Origin of the sequence: Pedobacter suwonensis (assembly GCF_900111825.1) — a bacterium.
Classification (GTDB): domain Bacteria; phylum Bacteroidota; class Bacteroidia; order Sphingobacteriales; family Sphingobacteriaceae; genus Pedobacter; species Pedobacter suwonensis.
Genome location: NZ_FOJM01000015.1, coordinates 45029 through 66556, shown reverse-complemented (window position 1 = coordinate 66556; position 21528 = coordinate 45029). Strand labels below are relative to the sequence as shown.

The following is a 21528-nucleotide window of genomic DNA, read 5'->3' as shown; positions in this document are numbered from 1 at the left end:
ATTACCAAAAACAAAAAGGGATTCTGTTAAAATCCCTTTTATGAGTCTTTATATCTATGATTTTACAACTAACGGCTCAATGTATCGGTTGTATTTATCAAAGTGTCTGTTTTTATGTTTCCCAAAGCATCAGTTTTTTGTTCAATCCTGATTTCTTTCCGAACTTCCTGTTTGTGTTCGCCTTCAATTGCCTTAACTGCGATGTAAGGAGCGATAACCAATGAAACAATAGACATTAATTTAATCAGAATATTCATTGACGGGCCGGAAGTATCTTTAAAAGGATCACCAACCGTATCTCCTGTTACCGATGCTTTGTGCGGTTCTGATTTTTTGTAGTGCATTTCGCCATTAATCATCACCCCCTGTTCGAAAGATTTCTTGGCATTATCCCAGGCACCACCGGCATTACTCTGGAAAATACCCATTAATACGCCTGTAACGGTAACGCCGGCCAGTAAACCGCCTAAAACTTCAGGTCCAAAGGTGAAGCCTACAATCACCGGGGTGATCAAAGCAATAGCCCCTGGCATCATCATCTCGCGGATAGAGGCTTTGGTAGAAATGGCCACGCATTTTTCATATTCAGGTTTGGCTTTGTATTCCATAATGCCAGGTATTTCACGAAACTGGCGGCGTACTTCCTGCACCATATCCATCGCGGCTTTACCAACTGCCTGGATACACAGAGCAGAAAAAATGAAAGGAATCATTCCCCCAACAAATAAACCTGCCAGCACAGGTGCTTTATAAATATCGATCGCAGTTATGCCGGCAATACCAACAAAGGCAGCGAATAAAGCTAATGAGGTAAGTGCAGCCGAAGCAATGGCAAAACCTTTACCTGTTGCTGCGGTGGTATTACCTACAGCATCTAAATTATCAGTACGTTCGCGTACCTCAGGAGGTAATTGACTCATTTCTGCTATACCGCCTGCATTATCCGCAATTGGCCCGAAAGCATCAATAGCCAATTGCATAGCTGTAGTGGCCATCATTCCGGCTGCAGCAATTGCAACGCCATATAAACCTGCAAAATGATACGAAGCCATAATTCCTCCGGCCAGCACCAGAATAGGAATTACAGTAGATTTCATTCCAACAGATAAACCTGCAATAATATTGGTAGCATGTCCCGTAGACGATTGTTGGATAATCGAGTTTACAGGCCCTTTGCCCATCGCCGTAAAATATTCGGTCACAACACTCATAATCGTTCCGACTACTAAGCCTACTATAATGGCATAAAAAACATTGATGCTTGAGAATTCGTATCCACGCAGATTAAGCGTTTCAGGCAACATCCATTTCACGATAAAGAATGAAGCTACAGCGGTGATGACAATCGATGACCAGTTACCCAGGTTCAATGCATTCTGAACATTTGATTTTTCATCCTTAATAGTGACGAACCAGGTTCCAATGATTGAAAATATAATGCCCAACCCACAAATCACCATCGGTAAAAGAATAGGAGACATCCCACCAAAATTATCGGTTACATTAATTTCCTGTCCCAAAACCATGGTAGCTAAAATGGTGGCTACGTATGAGCCGAATAAATCTGCCCCCATACCGGCAACATCACCTACGTTATCGCCCACGTTATCGGCAATGGTGGCGGGGTTGCGCACATCATCTTCAGGGATACCAGCCTCCACCTTACCCACCAAATCGGCACCAACATCGGCAGCTTTGGTATAGATACCACCGCCGACACGTGCAAACAGCGCAATGGATTCGGCGCCTAAAGAAAATCCGGTTAAAACCTCTATCGCAGTTTTCATTTCGGTACTGTTAACCGAAACCACATTAAAATGCTTAAGAAATACAATGAATAAGCCGCCTAAGCCTAAAACTGCCAAGCCGGCAACGCCCAAGCCCATTACTGTACCTCCGGTAAATGAGACTTTCAGGGCTTTTTTTAAACTCGTCCGGGCCGCCTGTGTAGTTCTTACATTGGCTTTGGTAGCCGATTTCATACCGATATAACCTGCTGTGGCAGAAAATACTGCTCCAATAATAAAAGAGATAGAGATAATCCAGCTCGAATGCATCGCGATGCCTTTAATCTCGGTAATTGTTCCCGAATAAGCCAGGAGCGCGGCCGTAAAAACAGCAAAAATACTCAATACCTTCCATTCAGCTTTTAAAAATGCCATGGCACCATCGGCTATGTGGCCCGCAAGTTCCTGCATGTTCTTGTCACCCGCATCCTGCCTGTTTACCCAGGCGCTTTTAATCATCATAACTATAATGCCTACAAGGCCCAGCGCCGGAATACAGTAAATTAAATTGTTTTGTAAAAAGTTCATAGTTAATAACTGGTTTTTATATTTGGTTAGTGTTTACTTATTGATCAACTGTTTGAATCTGTTAAATGTTTAAGCTGTTTTTATTTAGAATACACACCAGCTCTAAATCCACACATGACTAATCCGTTAATTTCTTCAGACTTCGAACTACATACTTCTGGCTTATTTATAGCAAGTTAATAAAATATTCTTCTAGTGATTAAAATTTTCATGGCCAGCGTAAATAAAATTTTGTTCAATTAAAATAATACAGGCGAAGCGCGCCTAATTTCTTTTTTTTAAATAAATTAGCCACCGACTAAACCAAACTAAAAGATGAAAATGGAAAAAGAAGGTGGATCCGCTAAAAGAAAGTTAAGCCTTTTTGATGCCACAATGCTGGTAATGGGCTCGATGATTGGTAGCGGTATCTTTATCGTAAGTGCCGATATCATGAGAAATTTAGGCTCTGGTTATTGGTTAATTGTGGTATGGATCATAACAGGAATAATGACAGTTGCAGCCGCAATTTCTTATGGAGAGCTTTCTGCTATGTTTCCTAAAGCAGGCGGACAATACACTTACCTGAAAGAGATTTTTGGTAAAATGATGGGGTTCCTTTATGGCTGGGGTCTTTTTACCGTAATCCAAACAGGTACAATTGCCGCAGTGGCGGTAGCTTTTGGTAAATTTACGGCCTACCTGATCCCCGCATTAAACGATGCTGATCCGATTTTCCAAGCAGGGAGTTATAAAATTACCTGGATCCAGATCTTGGCCATCGGTGTGATCCTGCTGTTAACTTATATCAATACAAAAGGTGTTGAGGGTGGTAAGATACTGCAGAATATCTTTACAGGTTCTAAAATTGTTGCTTTGATCGGCCTGATTATTTTAGGTTTTCTTTTGGTGAAAAATAGTTTTTGGTCTGGAAATATGAGCTTTGGATGGAATGCTTTCAATAACCTGGAAACAGATCCAGGCGGTAATTTCCTGAAATCGGGATGGGAATCCATTTCAGGAATGACCATAATGGGTGGCATTGCGGCAGCGATGGTAGGCTCGGTATTTTCGAGTGTGGCCTGGGAGAACGTAACTTTTGTTTCCGGAGAAATCGAAAACCCTAAAAAAAATGTGGTTCGTTCAATGGTGTTGGGCACATCTGCGGTAATGATTCTTTATATACTGGTTAATTTTATTTACCTCAATACCTTAAACAGAGATAGTATTGCTTTCGCCCTTAATGATCGGGTTGCGGTTGCCGCTTCAGAGCAGATTTTTGGTAGTGGTGCAGGTACAATAATTATTGCGTTGCTGGTGATGATTTCTACTTTCGGTTGTGTTAACGGGATCGTATTGGCGGGAGCGCGGGTGTTTCAGACCATGGCACAAGACGGTATGTTTTTTAAGGCAGCACTTAAAAACAATAAAAATGGTGTTCCAGAAAGGTCGTTATGGATGCAAGGCATTTGGGCGGCAGTTTTGTGCTTAAGCGGCCAGTACGGCAATTTATTAGATATGATTTCTTTTGTTATCGTGCTTTTTTACATGATCACCGTTTTCGGTGTCATTTACTTAAGGATAAAAAAACCTGGAATCGAAAGACCTTACAAAACCTGGTTGTATCCAGTCACACCAATTATTTACCTCTTAATCGGCGCAGCATTTTGCATCCTGCTTTTAATTTACAAACAACAATATACCTGGCCAGGACTTATAATTGTTTTGCTGGGAGTTCCTGTTTATTTTCTGATCAATAAAAAAGAACAAGAGGATTAGTGTCCCGCTTGCGAATCCTATAGCTCTCGAACTCATTTTAAAGGTAGCTACAGCGTTTTAATTGTCTTGTAGCTACTTATATGGACAGTATCGTAATTTCCGAGAAATCCTGAAAAAAATTGCCATTCACAACATCCCTTTAAAAAAGTTGTCATTATAAGGAGGAACGACGAAGCAATCTATCACGCTTTGATCCTTGTTATAAATATTGCTTTCCTGAAAATCGGAAAAGGCTATCGCATGAACAAGCCTTCTTGCAATAGCGATGCTTTTGAACGGTTAGTTCCCATTAATGCTAGCCTAAGCGTAAACTGTATCATCTTGTATACTTATACTGGCAAAACTGCATATTAGCGTTGGGTGTTGATAAAAAAAAATAAGCAATCATATTAACCTGTATGATTAGTTTAAAACCATCTTCAGTATATATAAACATTTATTTTTCTCCTTTTTAGATTTTTCTTAGTGGTTGTTAATGAGTCTTATGACTTTCAATTGGCCTGATATTTGGTTGATGAGATTGTAGCCAGGCGCTGCACTAATCAAATTTTAACCTTTAAATTTTAAAACTATGGCTTTCAAAGCTGGCTTAAATTTTTCAGGCAAAAAGTACCAGGTACTTCAGTATGCCTACATATTACAACTTAATATAGATTCCCCCTCGTGCTGCGCTTCTAACTGCCCCAGAAAGAGAAATATATAACTTTAATCAATCAGGCTCAAGGATTACGAAAATTTTATATCCCTGTCTTCAATATTTACATTATTTCTTCAAAATAAATTAGTTAAATGAAAATGATGCGCTTACCTGTTCGCCTTTATGCATTTCTTGTTTTAACTGCTGCAATAGTTTGGTGTTTTTCAGGCTGTAGTGGAGGTGATCAAAAGCCAGATCAACAAAAAGGCCATAAGTTGGCAAAGAAAGCCAGCTCTACCGATAATTTTCTTTCTTACACAGATGCTTTAACCAAATTGCCTTTAAGCAAATTTGACAGTCTGGGTATCGTTCCAACTAACAAAGCATTTGCCGGTAAATTACCCATCAGCATTTACAAAGGTGAAGCGATTGGTCGTGATAGCATCATCGTTTATCCCTATAAAAATAGTGAAGTGGCTAACATTAAAGCAGCGATTAGATTATTGGTAGCTCAGTCGATTACAGATTCCTTAACCATAGGAGATTTTACCAGGTACTTTGGGGATATCAAAAAAGAAAAACCGTTGATCGGCAATACCGAAACGCCGCTACCGGTTGAAATTACTGTTGATGCCAATACAGCCCTAAAATTAACGTTTAATAGTAATAAAAAGTTAGCGCTTGCCCATGTCACCATGGTTGAGGTTTTAAAATATAGATAATAGCAATGGATACGCTCGTAAAAATTAAGGAATATGATGCGCATGGCGGACCATCAAATGTTAAAATGGGAGATGATGGCCATGCACAAACCTCTACAACTACGGGTAGGTTTGTGATTAAAAGTATAGAAAAACATGTGAGTTATGGAAAATATGCCGAATGGTCAGGAATAGCATGGGGTACCGAAGTTAAAATAATTGGGGACGTTGTGATGGTAAAACATGTGGGTACCTGGAAAAAGTTAACTGATGTAAACGCAGCATGGGGTAAATATAAAAACGATCAGAAAGGCGTAAAAAATTTTATTCTTAAATACCAGCGTGATCTTTACCCCAAATCACCTATTCCAACAAAATGGTTTTTTAATGATTTTGGGCATGTTTCGGTCAAATATTTTAAAGACCTGAACAATGACCGTAAAATGAATGGTAAGGAACGTATTATGGGCGATTTTATCCACACTACGCCGCCTGATGAAGCGGCAACCGCTGCGGGTTTGCCTTTTCTGTTGTCAGAATCACATGGTTGCATCCATGTTAGGCCTAAGGATATTGATACCATGATCGGCAATAGTTATTTAAAAAAGGGCAATACGATTGAAGTGCACCCCTATACGAAAAAGGTTATAGATGCATCTTTTAAGAGAAACGCCTTCGGTACACAATTCGAGGTGCATTTCTACCCCGGACTTTATAAAATTGCAGTTTACAGAGTAATGTAGCCGAAAATGCTACAGAATAGTAATAGAATACATCATGGAAAATAAACTTATCGTAGAAATTAGTATAGAAGATGCAGCAATTGCTCATTTCGCTTCTTTTAATCTGCTACAGGCTTTTAACCAGCACCACTATTTTGAACTTCATTTTAACCACGATCAATTAGGTGCACCTGGTTTGATTAGTTTAGATGATAGTCGCGATTTTGTGGGTAAAACCTTAACGGCTTCCTTTGGCTATTCCCCAGAAAGCCTCCAGCATTTTGCCGGACTGGTTACCAAAGTAGAACTCTCGCAAAGTCATGGTTACCACGGCGTACTTATTGTAAGTGGCTATAGTCCTACCATATTGATAGATCGCGGACCCGATTTGGGCTCATATTTAGATAAGGACTTAGATACCATTGTTAAGCTGGCTACGAATGATACACCAGCTAATGACCTTTCAATAGTAAGTAATGCATCCAGAAAAGCAGCGATTGATTATCTTATACAATACCGCGAAAGCGATTTCGAGTTTCTGAACCGTTTATCAGGCGAATATCATGAGTGGTTTTTCTATGATGGGAAGCAGCTTAACTTCGGTAAACCCGATAAACAAAAAGAAATATCGCTTTTTTACGGACGCGATGTGTTTAACCTGCAGTATGCCATGGAGGTTTCGCCCATCAAGCACAAACGCTTTGCTTATAATCCTAAACAGGATGAAATGTTGCACAGTGAAAGTACAGGTAAAGCAGACGGAAATCCAGATCTGGCACATGCCATCAAGGCATCAAATACGATGTATAGCAAAACGTTTAATCAGCCATCTTTAATCAGGGTCGATAACAGCAACGATATCAAAAGCCATGTAGAAAACGAAGAAAAAGCGCAAATCAGTGAACTGTTAAAAATTAATGCCAGTGGCGATAATGCTCATCTTAGTATAGGTAGTATTGCCGAAATTACCATGAGCATCCGGAGAGAGCTTGCTTTTGCTACTGAAAGTCTGGGAAAATTTTTGATTACCAACATTAACCACCAGATAGATGGAACTGGTAAGTACAGCAATACTTTTGAAGGTTTGGTGGCTACCACCGAGCGTATCATGGTTAAGAATTACCAAAAACCACAATCCGATATGCAGCTGGCCGATGTGATTGATAACGACGATCCGCAAGGGCAGGGCAGGGTGAAGGTTAAATTTAAATGGGAATGCCAAACAAACGACCCGACCGAGTGGTTAAGGGTGGTGAGCCCTAATGCAGGTAGCGGCGATACCGGAAAAAACAGAGGATTCCACGTTATTCCTGAAAAAGGCGACCAGGTTGTGATCGCTTTTGAAGAAGGAAATATAGCCAGGCCGGTGGTGATGGGCAGTGTATACCACGGTAAAAGTGGCGATAGCAGCGGCTTTAAAAACAGCAATACCAAAGGGCTGACTTCAAGAAAGGGGAGCAGTTTAAGTTTTGATGATCTTAACCATGCTTTAAACTTGGGTACCAATGCGGCAAATTTTGTTAAAATAGAAAACGGGCCGGGATCAATTACTGCACAATCTGCCGAAACCATTGTGATCAAAACCGGACAGAGCAGTATTACATTAAAGAAAGATGGTACGATTGATATTGTTGGGAAGGTAATTAATATTCAGGGTACGGATAAAATTAATGCTAATGCGAGTGAAAAGCCGGGTACAACAGTGAACATCGGTACAGTTGCAACAACCGGGGTAAATGTAGGTAGCAAAACTTATAATTTGGAATCGCAGGGTACTATCGTAGTGTGTTCTGATGCCAGCATTTCTCAAACTTCGGGAGGTGAACAAAAAATAACAGGTAGTCCAGTTAAAATTAATTAAGATATGAGCAGATTTAAATTTTTTGATGAGGATGAGTCCATTCATGTAGAAAATAAAGTTGATGCCGAGATTGGTGAGGTAATTGATTCTGAGCAGACAGAACCTATTATCTTGAAGTATCGTTGCGAGCAAACTGTTGCGACTAAATTTAATAATGTGATTACTAATCATGCAACCACAAAGCGAGAGTTTCATGTTAAAAATAAAATTGACAAGGGGAATCTGATCGTAGAGGTATTGCTTTTTGATAATATCATTCAGATAAATCCTTCTAATCTTTCTGAAGCAATGGACTTATTTTCATCTCTGGATTTGATTAAGTGTAATGTGACTGTACAGGTTGACAGTGAGACTGGGAAAATAAACAAAATACTAAATTATGGGGAGGTGTTAAAAAATTGGGAAAGCTTTAAAAAGAATATAAAAGAGCGGTATTCCTTTTTGAGATCAAGTAGTGCTGAGATAGAACTTCAAAAATTTATCTATTTAGCAGAAGCGCAGATCAAAGATGAAAAACTTCTCATTGAAGATATACATGCAAAGTTATTTTTTGATCTTTTTTTCGATCGGTATTTAGTGAATCTATCAGAAGTTTATAAGCCTTATACTTTAAATTACAGTTCTCAGCTTTTCGAAGGCGTTTCGGTTCCTCTACATGTTTCTTCAGAAATTGTTTTTGAAAAACCTGAGTTTGTTGAGCTTAAAAAGCAAAGTAAAATTGATCTTAAAGAAATTGATACCAGCAATATAAAAAAGCAATATGACCAAAAATTTCAGCCCATTGTTGGATATAAGTTTTCTAGTTATGACTTTCAATACCAAGTGAGGCAAGTTATCAATACAGATTTGTCATTGATCGAAGAAGCTGATGTTTTTTTAGCTGAAGAAGTTAAAAATAACGTTGAAATAATTGTAGATTATAAATTGAGGAGGATAGAATGAGTTATTCTTATGTACATGAGGGTGCTAATGTTATTTGTACCAATATGACTAATGGAAAGCCTCTTCAAATAGGTATTACGAGGGTTTCTACAGTAATATTATCAAGCAAGAAGGCGCCTTTATTAAATATCGATGATAAAAAAATCAGTGATACTTTTTCATGTAAAGTAGCAGGTAAATTTTGGGGCGGTTTACAAATTTTAACCGCAGTAATTGCTGTAGCTGCGCTTGCCGTCGCAACAGTAGCAACCGGCGGGTTGGCATTGGTAGCCGCAGGAGTAATGTTTGCCGCTGCGGCAACGAGTATTGGTGCTGGGGTAACTGGCTTGTATAAGATGGCGCACGATTGTGATGCTACTTTAGAAGGGAAATGGATGTTGCCGCATGGAGGGGTTGAAATTGAAAAAAAACAAGCTTTACTTAATCAATCATTGATGAACTGCCCCAAAGGAGGTGTGGTTTCTATTATCATAGATCCGGTTATTGCAATGGCTGCCGCAAAAGAAATTACCAGTAACAATAATGCTGAAGTTGCCGCCCATTTTACTTCTCAGGCAATAATCGGTGTAATTACTGCTGCTACAGCTTTTACACCCATAGGCTTATTGGTGGCAGCTCCTATTGCCGTGTATGGTTATGTAGATGGCGAAAATAGTAAGGAAGAAGCGGCAAAAAAAAATCTCCCCGTATGGAGATGGAGCGATGTTGGAGAGAGTGCCAAGACAGAGGGCTTAGTTAATCAGCCTATAGGGGCTGTTGGCGCTGTTGTCGAAAATGGAGTAAACTTAACACGTACCAATCAACAAATTACCCGCGAGATGATGGAATTTAATACCCAGGCTGCGATGAGAGAAGCAGCTGGTGACGCGGCTGGTGCTGCCAACTCCAGATTAGCGGCCGATATTGCATCAAGATCTTATCCTTCAACACGCTCATCACTGGTAGGCAAGGATTTTTTTAAAGGCTTGGCAAAAGGGGTTGCCGGTGCCATTGCTAACTATTTGATTGATAGAGGGTCGGATAGTTATGAAGCTGCAAAAGCTAATGATTCCGCAAAAGCGGCTCGAATGGCAAATTTTAATGATGATACTAACAATATTAATGTCGTAGCAGATAATCCGTCATAATGAATAAACAAATATCACAAGCCTTGGGATGGCTAATCGGGGTTTTAATAGTTTTTCCAATAATTATTTTTGGTATTAACTATCTCTTTAAAAAGAAAGAAAATAACGCAAAGACGGCTATTCCCCGTTATATTGAAAAGTGTATAGAACTTAAAATTCAATTTCCAAACCAATTGAAGTTTAGAGATACGCTATACACAATCTCATTAATGTCTCCTCCACTAAAGATTTATAAGATTTTTTTCAAAGATTTATCTATGAATAAATATATGGAAATAACTTTTTTTAATTACCCTGAAGATAAAGGTATGGCTTTTCCTTCTTCTTTGAGGGGAAAAGAAACCTTAATGACTATCAATAAGGATGATTTAAACGATCCCAGCTACGGTACTCAAGAAAATCCACTGCCTGTTTTTAAAGTAAGAGAGATTCTGCCAGCCTCAGCTGGTATAAATAGAGGAGAAGAAAATGGTTGGAATGTTGATATTACAGATAAACAATTTAAGTATAATGTAGAACAGTATTTAACCTACATCATGCCCAAAGAAGAATTTAAAAAACGTTTTGAAAAAAACTAATAAACGATATTTTGTAAATCGATGTATTTACGAAAACTAAACAATTAAAAATAGGTTGCTGCTATATACCGATCTAAAATGAGATGTGAAAATAAATATAACCTACTTTCAAATAATTAAAACAGAACTTTCTTCAGGTCTGTTGCACCGCTAACCGTTCTCACATCTCACATCTCATGTCTCAAATCTCAACACTCACTCCACGTCTCAAACAAAAAGCGTATTTTTGTAAACAATGGGAACACTAGTAGATTCAGGGATAAAGGGTTATAAGAATTACGGGACTTATTTGCGTGAAAAGTATAAGGGACAGCGTGTATTTAAGGTAATTGTAGATGGCGGCTTTACCTGCCCCAACCGGGATGGGAGTAAAGGGTTTGGGGGTTGCACGTATTGTAATGTAGATTCATTTACACCAGAGCCTTCGCGTCAAAACCCAAATATTAAAGATCAGCTGGCCGAAGGCATGTTAAGGGCTAAAACCTCTTATAAGGCAGATAAATACATTGTTTATTTTCAGCCGAATACCAACACCTACGCGCCGGTGCATTATCTGAAGATGATGTATGATGAAGCCTTATCCGTTAATACCGAAGATATTGTGGGGTTTGCAGTAGGTACCCGTCCTGATTGTATCGATGCCGAAAAAGTAGCACTGTTGGAAAGTTATACCGATCGTTTCGATGTAGACTTAGAAATGGGTATGGAATCTATCTATGACGAAACCCTTGATCAGATCAACAGGGGCTGCAGTCATGGTGAATTCGTGGCTGCGGTAGAACTTTTAAAAGACAGTAAACTCGACCTGTGCGTACATACCATTTTCGGTTTCCCATGGGAGACGAGAGAACAGATGTATGGTTATATTCACGAAATTAACCGTTTTCCCCAGATTAAGTTTGTAAAGTTCCACCATCTTCATGTTGTAGAAGGTTCTATAATGGGCGCTAAGTATAAGAAAGAACCCTTCAAATTGTTTTCGCTAGAAGAGTATACTGATTTACTTTGTGAGTTAATACCCTTATTGCGCCCGGATATTGTGATTCAGCGCCTTTTTGGCATTTCAGATTGGGATTTATTAATTGCACCTAACTGGGGACTCAATAAATCAGCAATTCAAACTTATATGGACAAAGAAATCGAAAAACGAGGAGTTGTTCAGGGTTCCGCTTATCGTTTGTGAAATTAAGATTCTTTAGGTATTTTTTTGCTAAAACCCATGAATTTTCATGGGTTTTTCTGTTTTAGTGCGGTTTTTCAGTTTGTTTTTAGTGTATTTTAGCTAAAATAATGTCGGATTAGGTTAATATTCGATTTTATTTTTATTAAAAACGCATGTTAAAAATAGATGTATTTTTCGTTATTTTTATTTTAAACCTTTCTTTTTGTGTTGTTTTATAAAAATTTCTATTTTTTATTAAAAAAATTGAACTAAATGGTTTAAAAAATGCAATATTTTGTATTTTTATAAAAATAAATCAAGCATATTTTAAATATTTAAAACATCACAAACAAATTAACCTAAAAACTATGAGTAAATTATCCTTTAAACAGTATGCGCCTTTTGCGATATTGATGATTGTCGCAATTTTCGCTCTATTTATCCCGCTTCTTCCAAATTTTGATGAAGGCAAGTATAGTGGACCAGATATTGCGTTTATATTAATCGCAGCAGCGCTTGTGTTTTTAATGACTCCGGGCCTTGCATTTTTTTATGGTGGAATGGTTCATCGTAAAAATGTATTGTCTACCATGATTAAAAGCGTAGTGGCAGCAGGCGTTATTACCGTTTTATGGACGGTAGTAGGTTTTAGTTTAGCCTTCGGAGATACTATTGGCGGTTTTATCGGAAATCCATCCACGTTTTTGTTCTTTAAAGGTGTAAATTCTGGAGCACCACATCTTCAGGGGGGAGCAGACTTAACTATTCCGCTTTCTTTATTTGCTGTGTTTCAGTTAATGTTCGCCATCATTACACCAGGTTTGGTTGTTGGAGCAGTTGCGGAGCGTATACGCTTTACTTCTTATATTTTGTTTATTGTTTTATTTGCCATATTTGTTTATTCGCCATTAGCACACTGGACGTGGCATCCTCAAGGTTTCTTGTTAAAGATGGGGGTATTGGATTTTGCAGGTGGTACGGTAGTGCACATATCTGCCGGTATGGCTGCCTTAGCAGGCGCATTGGTGCTTAAGCGTAGAAAATCGCATTTAGAACACAAAGAAGTTCCGCCTGCTAACATTCCTTACGTATTAATCGGTACTGGTTTATTATGGTTTGGTTGGTTCGGTTTTAACGCAGGCTCGGCATTAAGCGCAGGTAGTTTAGCTGTTTCTGCATTTTTAACAACTAATACCGCTGCGGGCGCTGCAGGTTTATCGTGGATGTTTTTTGATGTTGCAAGAGGCAAAAAGCCATCTGTATTGGGTTTCTGTATCGGAGCAGTTGTTGGCTTGGTAGCCATTACTCCAGGTGCAGGTTTTGTAAGTATCCCATCCAGTGTATTTATCGGTGTTATTGCCGCTGTTATCTCCAATCTTGTAGTTTCATGGAAACAAAAAACCAGCTTGGATGATACATTAGATGTTTTTCCTTGCCATGGTGTTGGTGGTATTGTAGGTATGCTGTTAACTGGTGTTTTTGCAACCAAAACCGTAAACGCTGCCGGCGCTGATGGTTTGTTTTACGGAAACCCTGCTTTTTTTATCACCCAGTTAAAAGGTGCTGTAATTGTAATCGCTTTCAGTTTTATCGTGTCCTTTGTAATCTTTAAGCTCGTAAATCTTATTAATCCGATCAGGGTTTCTGAAGAAGAAGAAGAACTTGGTTTAGATGCTTCTCAACATGATGAGAAATACTCTCAAGGCACTTTACTGGTAGAAGAACGCGCCATCTATATCGAAAGAAACAGTCCAATAACAGAACCAATTTCTTAAAGATTTAATATATCTAAACTCAAATCAAGCTCAAACATGAAGAAATTTTTAACCGCTATTTTTGCAATGGCCAGCACTACGTGTGCCCTGGCTCAAGAGACCACATCATCTCCACTTGAAATTTCAGGATCGGTAGATACCTATTTCAAGTATGATTTTGCGAAAAATCCGCTAAACTCCAAAACTTCTTTTGTAACCGATCACAATTCCGTTTCCCTTGGAATGATCGATATTGCACTGAAGAAAAAAACAGGCAAAGCTTCATTTGTAGGTGAGCTTTCATTTGGCCCTAGAGGACAATCGCAATCTATACCTGATGCTGCGGCTGGCGGTTCGTCTTTTAATATTCAGAATTTGTATGTTAACTACGATTTTACTGATGAATTTAGTATGACCGCTGGTTATATGGGTACATTTATCGGATATGAGGTAATCTCACCAGTTGGAAATTTCAACTACTCTACTTCTTATCTATTCACAAATGGTCCGTTCCAGAATGCTGGTATCAAAGCAACTTACAAATTCTCTGATAAGGCAAGTTTAATGGCAGGCTTATTTAACGATTGGAATGTATATTCTGCTACCCGAGGTGTTTCGGCCATTGGTGGGCAGTTAATGGTTGCCCCGGTTGAAGGCTGGACAGCTTATATAAATGCTTTATCTGGTGCTGGCTTTGGTGGTTACGGAACCATTGTAGACTTAACAACTGCTTACCAGATTACAGAGAAGTTTAAATTGGCTTTAAATGCAGCTAATTACGATATTAAGGATAATGCGGTGCCGGGAAGTTATGCTGGTGCAGCACTGTATCCTCAGTATGCGGTATCAGATGCTGTAACTTTAGGTTTGCGGGGCGAATATTTTAAATTTAAAGCAGCAGGAGCAGTTCCGGAAACGGCCTTCACTGCAGTTACACTTACAGCCAATATCAAATCCGGTGGCTTAACTTTTATTCCTGAAGTTAGATTAGACCATAATAAAGATAAACCTTTCTTTAATAAAAGTGGAGCGGCTGCGCCAAATGGTGGTCAGTTTTCACTTGCAGCAGTTTACGCTTTCTAAATCATAAAGTTGAAAAATATGGAGCCGTCCTGGTGCAAATCAGGATGGCTTTTTTTATCTTTAATATTTAGTTTTATCCTTTTATTTATTCCATGAAATACATCATCTTTGGTCTTTTTACCATTTTTACAGTTAAATTATCGGCGCAGCAAAAACAGTTTTCTAAAAGTGATAACGGTAAATTCATCTATTACCAAGTGGTAGATTCACAACTGGTTGACAAAAATATATTGCTTCAGCGGGCCAGGTCTTTTGTTGATTTGGCATATAAAAAATCAATGAAACTGGAAAGCAGCACAGATTCTTCTGTTTTAGCCAAGGGAAATATGGTAATTGATAAAACTATTCTGGTTGCAGGTCATCCCAGCGGGGAGATCAGTTACAACTTAGTTTTTGAAGTGCGCCAGGGTAAATACCGGTTTTGGTTAACCGATATGCTGTTTATTCCTTATCAAAGAGATCGGTATGGTAATTTTGTGCCAGCCACAACAATAGGCGTGCCGTTAGAGCGTACACCAGGTAAACTTGGTGCCGGTGCCTGGAAAGACATTTTAAACAGTACCTATAATAAAGTCGAAAAATTCGGTGATGAATTTAAAAAATATTTAGCTACCAATAGGATGGAAAAAATCAAAAATAAAGCGGAAACGATCTCAACCAAAAAGTGGTAATTAAAGCTAAAACCTGCCAAATAAGTCCTCTACCTTTTGATAACGGAACTTAAAAATTTCGTTGATTCTGTTTTTTACGATCATGGCATTTGCAATCACACCGATTGGTCCCCAGCCGATGCTGTAATGTAAAACATCGCGCATCAATACCCCGCCATCTATTTTTTCAAAATGATGCTGATGGTGCCAAAAAGCAAACGGACCAAAACGCTGTTCGTCTATAAAATATTCTTTGTCGTTAACATGTGTAATTTCGGTTACCCAACTCAATTTAATGCCGAACAGAGGAGAAACCTTATAGGTTATAATTAGTCCTGGATACATTTTAGTGCTGGCCATATTTGGCGAAGTTACATCAAAGGCCATGTTCTGTGGAGTGATTTCGGCCAAATTCATTGGCGAAGAAAAAAAGTCCCATGCTGTATCCAGATTGATAGGCAGTTTTTGTGTGAATTCTAGTCTGTAAGTCTTCAATTTCTTTTATTTTAAAGCACAACAACAAAGTGTCGATTTTGTTGAGATCAACCGCAAAGTTAGCAAAGTGAGTCGCAAAGATGAGCGTTTTGAACTCTTCTTGCCTTAGAAATAACCATATATTTAAATCACCCGCAGCGATAAGTTCTCATAACCCTTAACGGATAATCCTTAAACTTCGGAACACTGGCCCGGACTTCCGGAATAACCTATTATCCCTTTTCCATCACACACATTCCCTTTCAGTGCACCATTTTATCAGCACAGGTCGAACTGGCAAATGCCTCCGGCTTAGCTTTAAAGATAAAACCCATGCTTAAAATATAGCCCATAGCATCATTTAATGCTTTGTTTGATTTAAATGATGGGTTGGTATTGATGTCAGCATGTACTTCAAGCGCCACATCGTAGATATCAAGTAAATCGCAAATGGAATATGCCGTTTCTATAGATTTTTGTACTTCCATCAGCATTCTTTCTTTGATACTCACCTGCTGCGTACTTTTTTCTTGGTGGATGTACATAAATCCGCCATGATGTTCTCTTAAGAGTACAATTACGGTTGCGAAATCGGTTATTGCGCCCTTAACCTGCGAATCGGTACCGATGCAAACTTTAAGTTTATAACCTTTTTCACTTTCTCTGATAATCGCATTTTCTATTTCTTCTAGAATTGAAGACTGAATGATTTCACCACTAAATTTTTTCCACGTCATATACTGGTTTTTTTGAGGTTAACGAATGGTAATCAGGTTTTTATAAAAATAAGTGCTATAAATTAAATAAGTGTTAAGTGATGGTTGTTTATTTGCTAACAAAAAGTTAGTTATCAACAAGTTAGTGATAATAATCCAAATCAAATCTAAATTATCGAAACAAATCATTATCCGGCCCGTTAATTATTTATACATTCATTTAAATTTGTTGATTATGAGAGCAGAATTAATTCAAGAGCTCCAGTTATTACAAAATAGCAGAGCGAATAAATTGGTAGATGAACTTACTGACAGAATTCTATCTTCAGTTGATGCCGTTAATGAAAAGGTAGTGTCTTCAATGTCTAAACGCGGCAGAATGTTAATGTTGCTGGATAAGAGACTTAATTTTTCTACGCTCCGTAAGCTGCGAAGAAAATTTTTAAGAGCCTAACCACGCATGCAATTTTTGCCCTGAGGAGAAATGATTACCTTTATGGCGCAATGATGGAAAATGCCTTAAAAAAACTGAATATTTCTGCACTTAACGAGATGCAGGAAGCTTCTTTAAAAGCTGCTAAGACTGGAAAAGATGTAATATTAATAGCGCCAACGGGTTCCGGGAAAACGTTGGCTTTTTTATTACCATTGCTTTTCAATTTAAAAACCGGGGTAAATGGCGTACAAGCTCTGGTTTTAGTACCATCAAGAGAGCTTGCCCTACAGATTGAGCAGGTTTTTAAACAAATGGGTACAAAGTTTAAAGTAAATTGCTGTTACGGCGGTCATGCGGTAAGGGTAGAGAAAAATAACCTTGCACATCCACCGGCTGTTTTGATTGGAACACCAGGCAGGATTGCTTACCATTTGGAACATCAGAACTTTGACGAATCTTTTATTGAAACCTTGGTTTTAGATGAATTTGATAAATCGCTGGAGTTTGGTTTTGAAAATGATATGTCGTACATTATCGGTGCACTGCTATCACTAAAACAGCGCATACTCACTTCCGCTACCAAAATGGAAGAAATTCCGGTTTTTGTAAAGTTAAATGCTTCTGTTGAGGTTGATTTTTCAAAAAATATCGAAGCAAAACCCGATTTAAAGCTCAAAAAAGTAATAGTACCTGCAGCAGATAAATTAGAATATTTGTTTAGGTTACTTAGTAAAATCGGCAATAAAAACACATTGGTTTTTTGCAACCACAGGGAAACGGTAGACCGGATTAGTGATCTACTGTTCGGGAATGGATTAGGACATGATGTTTTTCATGGTGGAATGGAGCAGTTGGATCGCGAAAAGGCATTGCTGAAATTCAGAAATGGCAGCCATCGGATTTTAATTACGACGGATCTGGCCGCTCGTGGCCTGGATATCCCCGAAGTAGAGTACATTGTACATTATCAATTGCCTTATACTGAAGATGCTTATATTCACCGCAATGGCCGCACGGCCCGTATGTATGCCAAAGGAACGGCATACGCTATTTTAACCACTGAAGAAAACTATAAGTATCTGCCTGACGACGTGGAAGAGGAGGTTTTAGACGACCATTATGCACTACCTGAGGCAAGCGACTGGGTAACCTTATACCTGGCACACGGAAAAAAAGATAAAATTAATAAAATTGACATTGTAGGCCTGTTTTTACAAAAAGGGGATCTAGGAAAGGATGATTTAGGGTTGATTGAAGTAAAAGATACCACCAGTTATGTTGCGGTAAAAAGGAGCAAGGTTACTCAATTGTTAAAAAAACTAAATGGCGAAAAAATAAAAGGGAAGAAGCTTAAATTAGAAATAGCGAGTTGAGGTTTTTGATTTTATAGTCTGTTTGTTGGTTAGTCATTGGTTCATTGGTCATTGGTTAATTAGTTATTCGTATTAGTTTATTAGTCCTTAGTTAATTGATCATTGGTCATTGGTTCATTAGTCATTAGTTAATTGGTCATTGGTTCATTGGACAGACGTTATGTCGAATTTCAATTTTCTTAATTAAAATTTTTTCAACTTTGCAACATTTCAATTTTAAAACGTTCTAACATTAACATTCCAGTAAGCAATCATTCAATAAATCAAACTGCATGAGCAACAACGATATATTAAAAAAACTAAGGGTAGCCTTATCACTTAAAACAGAAGATATTATCACTATTTGTGACCTTGTTGGATTTAAGGTAACCAAGGCGGAGCTGGGCGATATTTTCAGAAATGAAGATCACGAGAATTTTAAACCCTGCGGCGATCAGATTTTGCGTAATTTTTTAAATGGTCTTGTCATTTACAAAAGAGGTCCAAAGGATGAAAAAAAGCAATAGTTTATGCTTTTTATTGTTTTTTATACTGATCATATTTTCCTTTAACGCTCTCGCACAGTCTCAGTTTAAAATAAGTGGCCATGTAATCGATTCTTTGAAGAAACCTATTGAGGGTGTAAGCATTAGATTGATTACTGATCAAGACACCCTCCGTACAAATTCTGACGAGAAGGGGGGCTTTTCATTTGTAAAAACACCTAAAACAAAGTTTTACCTTTCCGTTACTGCATTGGGCTATAAGCCTTTTAATTCTATCTACGAAATTGAATCGCTTAAAAAAAATGCTGTTTTAGACCCGATAATGCTCCAGACGGAAACAATTCGTTTGGAGGATGTGCAGGTTAAAGTAAAAATAGATCCCATCAAAATCAAGAAGGATACCATTGAATATAATGCAGGAGCATATACGGTTAGAGAAAATGATAAGGTAGAAGATCTGCTCAGACAACTGCAGGGTATTGAGATTGACACAAAAGGGGCCGTTACCGCTATGGGGAAAAAAATGACCAAACTTCGGGTAAACGGCGAAGATTTTTTTACCAATAACGTAGAAGATTACATCAGGCAATTGCCCGCAGATATCATTGCGAAGGTGCAGGTTATTGAAGATTATGGTGATGAAGCCAATTTTACCGGTATTAAAACAGGTACACCACAAAAAATGTTAAATCTGGTTACCAAGCCAGGACTTGGCAAAGGTATTTTTGGTGGCGTAGATCTAAATTCTGCAACGAGTAATGCACATAATTTGGGCGCTAAGGGAAACGTATGGAAAAACAATAAGCAAATAGGTTTTGGTGGCCGATATGGTCTGACCAATAATGAATTTTCTACGTTGAACAATGGCGCTTTAAATGGCAATATCAGAGACAGAATTTCGAAAGAATTTAGTATTCATGGCAGTTACGATTTCAGCAATGGAACCAACAGATCTGTTCAGAGTAATTACCTGGAAACATTTAATCCGCAAGGAACCATCTATGATTTAAGAGAAAGCGTCAACCATTCCAATTCATTAACAAACGACATTAACCTTGGTTTAAACGGCTCTACTGCAAAAAATTACTTCAATGTTTCACTTGCTGGCGCGTTGGCTGATACCCGTAATGAAGCATCTTCCACTTCAAATAAAAGCGGAATAATCAGGCAGGACCTCAGTTCTAATTCAGGATCAAGGAACAACAATCCCAATCTTAATGGAAGCATCAACTGGTCGCGACGGCTATCCAATAATAAACGCTCATTATCTATGGGCATTAACTTTGGTACCAATGGTGGGAAAACCGTCAGCAGCATTAACGATATGATCCGGTATTATAATGAAACGACCAATATATTGCTTAAAGATTCAATTTTAAACCGGTTGGTGGAACATAATGCTTCAAGTTCCAATTTTGGCGGTAATATTCAGTTTTCAAATTCCTTAAAAAAGGCGACTGATAGTACCGGATACAATTTCATCAATGTATCTTATCGATTTATGGTAAGCAGGAGCCGTAACCAGCAAACAACTACGGTTAACCATCCATTGGGAAACAGTTTTGTAGTCGATTCGCTTGGGCAGGATTACGTTTCGAGTTTTATCAATCAGAATATCAGCATTGGCTATAATGCCAACAAAAACCAGCTTAGTTATAATTTTGGGATTAATTTTTCACCAAGTATCATTATTGGTCAGTACCGGGACACGGGGCAGAAACTTAAAAACTATCAGTTAAATTTTTCGCCTTTGGCGAATTTAAGCTACCAGATCAAAGACAATGAAAGTTTAAGTTTTGACTACCTTGGCTATACCAGTTCACCCGATTTTAATAAACTGCAACCCATCAGAAACAATAATGATGTACAGAACCTGATTATTGGTAATCCTGATCTTAAGGCAACCTCAAGCCACACGGCTGATTTAAGTTATAATAAATTTGGACTTAAATCTGGTTTGAGCATGATGGCTAATTTATCGGGTACTTTTGCCATTAACAGTGTGGTGAGCAATACGGTTTTTCTCAGGGATACACTAAACAGTCTAAAACAGCAGACCACCTACGAAAATGTAAACGGTATTTACAATATTGGCCTAAATTACGATGTGAATAAAAGGTTGTTGGATAACAGACTTTCCCTATCTATCGATGGTAATGTTGCCTACAACCACAATGTTTTTTATACGGATAATGTGCTGAATCGTAGCAAAGGTATCAATGTTTCCAATGCGCTAAAATTTAACCTTAGCCAGAAAAAATATAATTTTAATACAAGTGCATCTTATAGTTTCAGTTCCAATACTTATTCGGTAATGAACCAGAACATTAAAAATGTGCAGGTTGTGGCGCTAAGCGGAAGTGCAAGCTGGATTCCCGGTAAACACTTCAGGTTAAATGCATCAGCGTCTAAAAGTTTAAATTTTGGATATAGCTTATATGCCGGGAATCCATTATTGGTAAATTTGGGATTGAATACTTCTTTTCTGAAAGACAATAGGCTGTTATTTTCTGTTCAGGCGAATGATTTGTTTAACCAGGGGGCGCTGTTTAGTACCAGTATTACCAATAATTCCATTTCAGAGAACAGGACGAGGTTCATCAGCCGCTTTATACAGGCAACATTAAGTTATAACCTGAGGCATTTTGGTAATAAAAACAGCAGGTTAAACAGTAACATTAATGCTGAAGAATAAATACTTAAACCCAGATTATTTAGTTTTAAAGTTTGATTACATTTATCCAATTTTACCTT

At 38.2% G+C, this 21528-nt stretch carries 18 protein-coding genes; 15 read left to right on the top strand and 3 right to left on the bottom strand.

The window, feature by feature from the left end; all coding sequences use genetic code 11:
• Nucleotides 1-68: 68 nt before the first annotated feature.
• Complete coding sequence (locus BM107_RS18490) at nucleotides 69-2315, bottom strand: sodium-translocating pyrophosphatase (RefSeq protein ID WP_090986037.1); 2247 nt, start codon at nucleotides 2313-2315, stop codon at nucleotides 69-71.
• 315 nt (nucleotides 2316-2630) lie between these two features.
• Here BM107_RS18490 and BM107_RS18485 point away from each other — a divergent pair, with 315 nt between their 5' ends.
• From BM107_RS18485 to BM107_RS18435, 11 genes are all read left to right on the top strand, one after another.
• Nucleotides 2631-4073 (top strand): APC family permease, encoded by a 1443-nt coding sequence (locus tag BM107_RS18485; protein ID WP_208864413.1) that lies wholly within the window; start codon nucleotides 2631-2633, stop codon nucleotides 4071-4073.
• 789 nt (nucleotides 4074-4862) lie between these two features.
• Entirely contained in the window at nucleotides 4863-5432 is a 570-nt protein-coding gene (locus tag BM107_RS18480; protein WP_090986035.1) for a hypothetical protein, read from the top strand.
• A gap of 5 nt (nucleotides 5433-5437) precedes the next feature.
• A complete protein-coding gene (locus BM107_RS18475; RefSeq protein ID WP_090986033.1) occupies nucleotides 5438-6154 on the top strand; it encodes a hypothetical protein in 717 nt (238 codons plus the stop codon).
• Nucleotides 6155-6188: 34 nt separating this feature from the next.
• Nucleotides 6189-7994, top strand: coding sequence for a type VI secretion system Vgr family protein (locus tag BM107_RS18470; protein ID WP_090986031.1), 1806 nt, complete (start codon nucleotides 6189-6191; stop codon nucleotides 7992-7994).
• Between the two features lie 3 nt (nucleotides 7995-7997).
• Nucleotides 7998-8936 (top strand): hypothetical protein, encoded by a 939-nt coding sequence (locus tag BM107_RS18465; protein ID WP_090986029.1) that lies wholly within the window; start codon nucleotides 7998-8000, stop codon nucleotides 8934-8936.
• Nucleotides 8933-10063, top strand: coding sequence for a DUF4280 domain-containing protein (locus tag BM107_RS18460; RefSeq protein ID WP_090986027.1), 1131 nt, complete (start codon nucleotides 8933-8935; stop codon nucleotides 10061-10063). The genes BM107_RS18465 and BM107_RS18460 overlap by 4 nt, the downstream gene beginning before the upstream one ends.
• Nucleotides 10063-10641 carry a DUF8188 family protein gene (locus tag BM107_RS18455; RefSeq protein WP_090986025.1) on the top strand — a complete coding sequence of 193 codons (579 nt, stop codon included), beginning with the start codon at nucleotides 10063-10065 and terminating at the stop codon, nucleotides 10639-10641. The genes BM107_RS18460 and BM107_RS18455 overlap by 1 nt, the downstream gene beginning before the upstream one ends.
• Before the next feature lie 235 nt (nucleotides 10642-10876).
• Nucleotides 10877-11824, top strand: a complete 948-nt coding sequence (locus BM107_RS18450) for a tRNA modification radical SAM protein MnmL/YtqA (protein WP_090986023.1) — start codon at nucleotides 10877-10879, stop codon at nucleotides 11822-11824.
• 347 nt (nucleotides 11825-12171) lie between these two features.
• The gene (locus BM107_RS18445) at nucleotides 12172-13578 is read left to right on the top strand and encodes an ammonium transporter (RefSeq protein WP_090986021.1); all 1407 of its coding nucleotides are present in this window, start codon (nucleotides 12172-12174) and stop codon (nucleotides 13576-13578) included.
• 36 nt (nucleotides 13579-13614) lie between these two features.
• Nucleotides 13615-14640 carry a porin gene (locus BM107_RS18440; protein ID WP_090986019.1) on the top strand — a complete coding sequence of 342 codons (1026 nt, stop codon included), beginning with the start codon at nucleotides 13615-13617 and terminating at the stop codon, nucleotides 14638-14640.
• A gap of 92 nt (nucleotides 14641-14732) precedes the next feature.
• Nucleotides 14733-15311, top strand: coding sequence for a DUF4468 domain-containing protein (locus BM107_RS18435; protein WP_090986017.1), 579 nt, complete (start codon nucleotides 14733-14735; stop codon nucleotides 15309-15311).
• Between the two features lie 6 nt (nucleotides 15312-15317).
• On the opposite strand, the gene BM107_RS18430 is transcribed toward BM107_RS18435, so the two are convergent.
• Nucleotides 15318-15785: an SRPBCC family protein gene (locus BM107_RS18430; RefSeq protein WP_244278856.1), complete on the bottom strand. Its 468-nt coding sequence runs from the start codon at nucleotides 15783-15785 to the stop codon at nucleotides 15318-15320.
• A 242-nt stretch (nucleotides 15786-16027) separates the two neighbouring features.
• The gene (locus tag BM107_RS18425) at nucleotides 16028-16501 is read right to left on the bottom strand and encodes a ribonuclease H-like YkuK family protein (protein ID WP_090986015.1); all 474 of its coding nucleotides are present in this window, start codon (nucleotides 16499-16501) and stop codon (nucleotides 16028-16030) included.
• Between the two features lie 214 nt (nucleotides 16502-16715).
• Here BM107_RS18425 and BM107_RS18420 point away from each other — a divergent pair, with 214 nt between their 5' ends.
• From BM107_RS18420 to BM107_RS18405, 4 genes are all read left to right on the top strand, one after another.
• Nucleotides 16716-16934, top strand: coding sequence for a hypothetical protein (locus tag BM107_RS18420; RefSeq protein WP_090986012.1), 219 nt, complete (start codon nucleotides 16716-16718; stop codon nucleotides 16932-16934).
• Between the two features lie 50 nt (nucleotides 16935-16984).
• Nucleotides 16985-18289 carry a DEAD/DEAH box helicase gene (locus BM107_RS18415; protein ID WP_090986010.1) on the top strand — a complete coding sequence of 435 codons (1305 nt, stop codon included), beginning with the start codon at nucleotides 16985-16987 and terminating at the stop codon, nucleotides 18287-18289.
• Nucleotides 18290-18561: 272 nt separating this feature from the next.
• Nucleotides 18562-18795: a DUF1456 family protein gene (locus tag BM107_RS18410; protein WP_090986008.1), complete on the top strand. Its 234-nt coding sequence runs from the start codon at nucleotides 18562-18564 to the stop codon at nucleotides 18793-18795.
• Nucleotides 18779-21469 (top strand): TonB-dependent receptor, encoded by a 2691-nt coding sequence (locus BM107_RS18405; protein ID WP_159435282.1) that lies wholly within the window; start codon nucleotides 18779-18781, stop codon nucleotides 21467-21469. The genes BM107_RS18410 and BM107_RS18405 overlap by 17 nt, the downstream gene beginning before the upstream one ends.
• Nucleotides 21470-21528 lie beyond the last annotated feature (59 nt).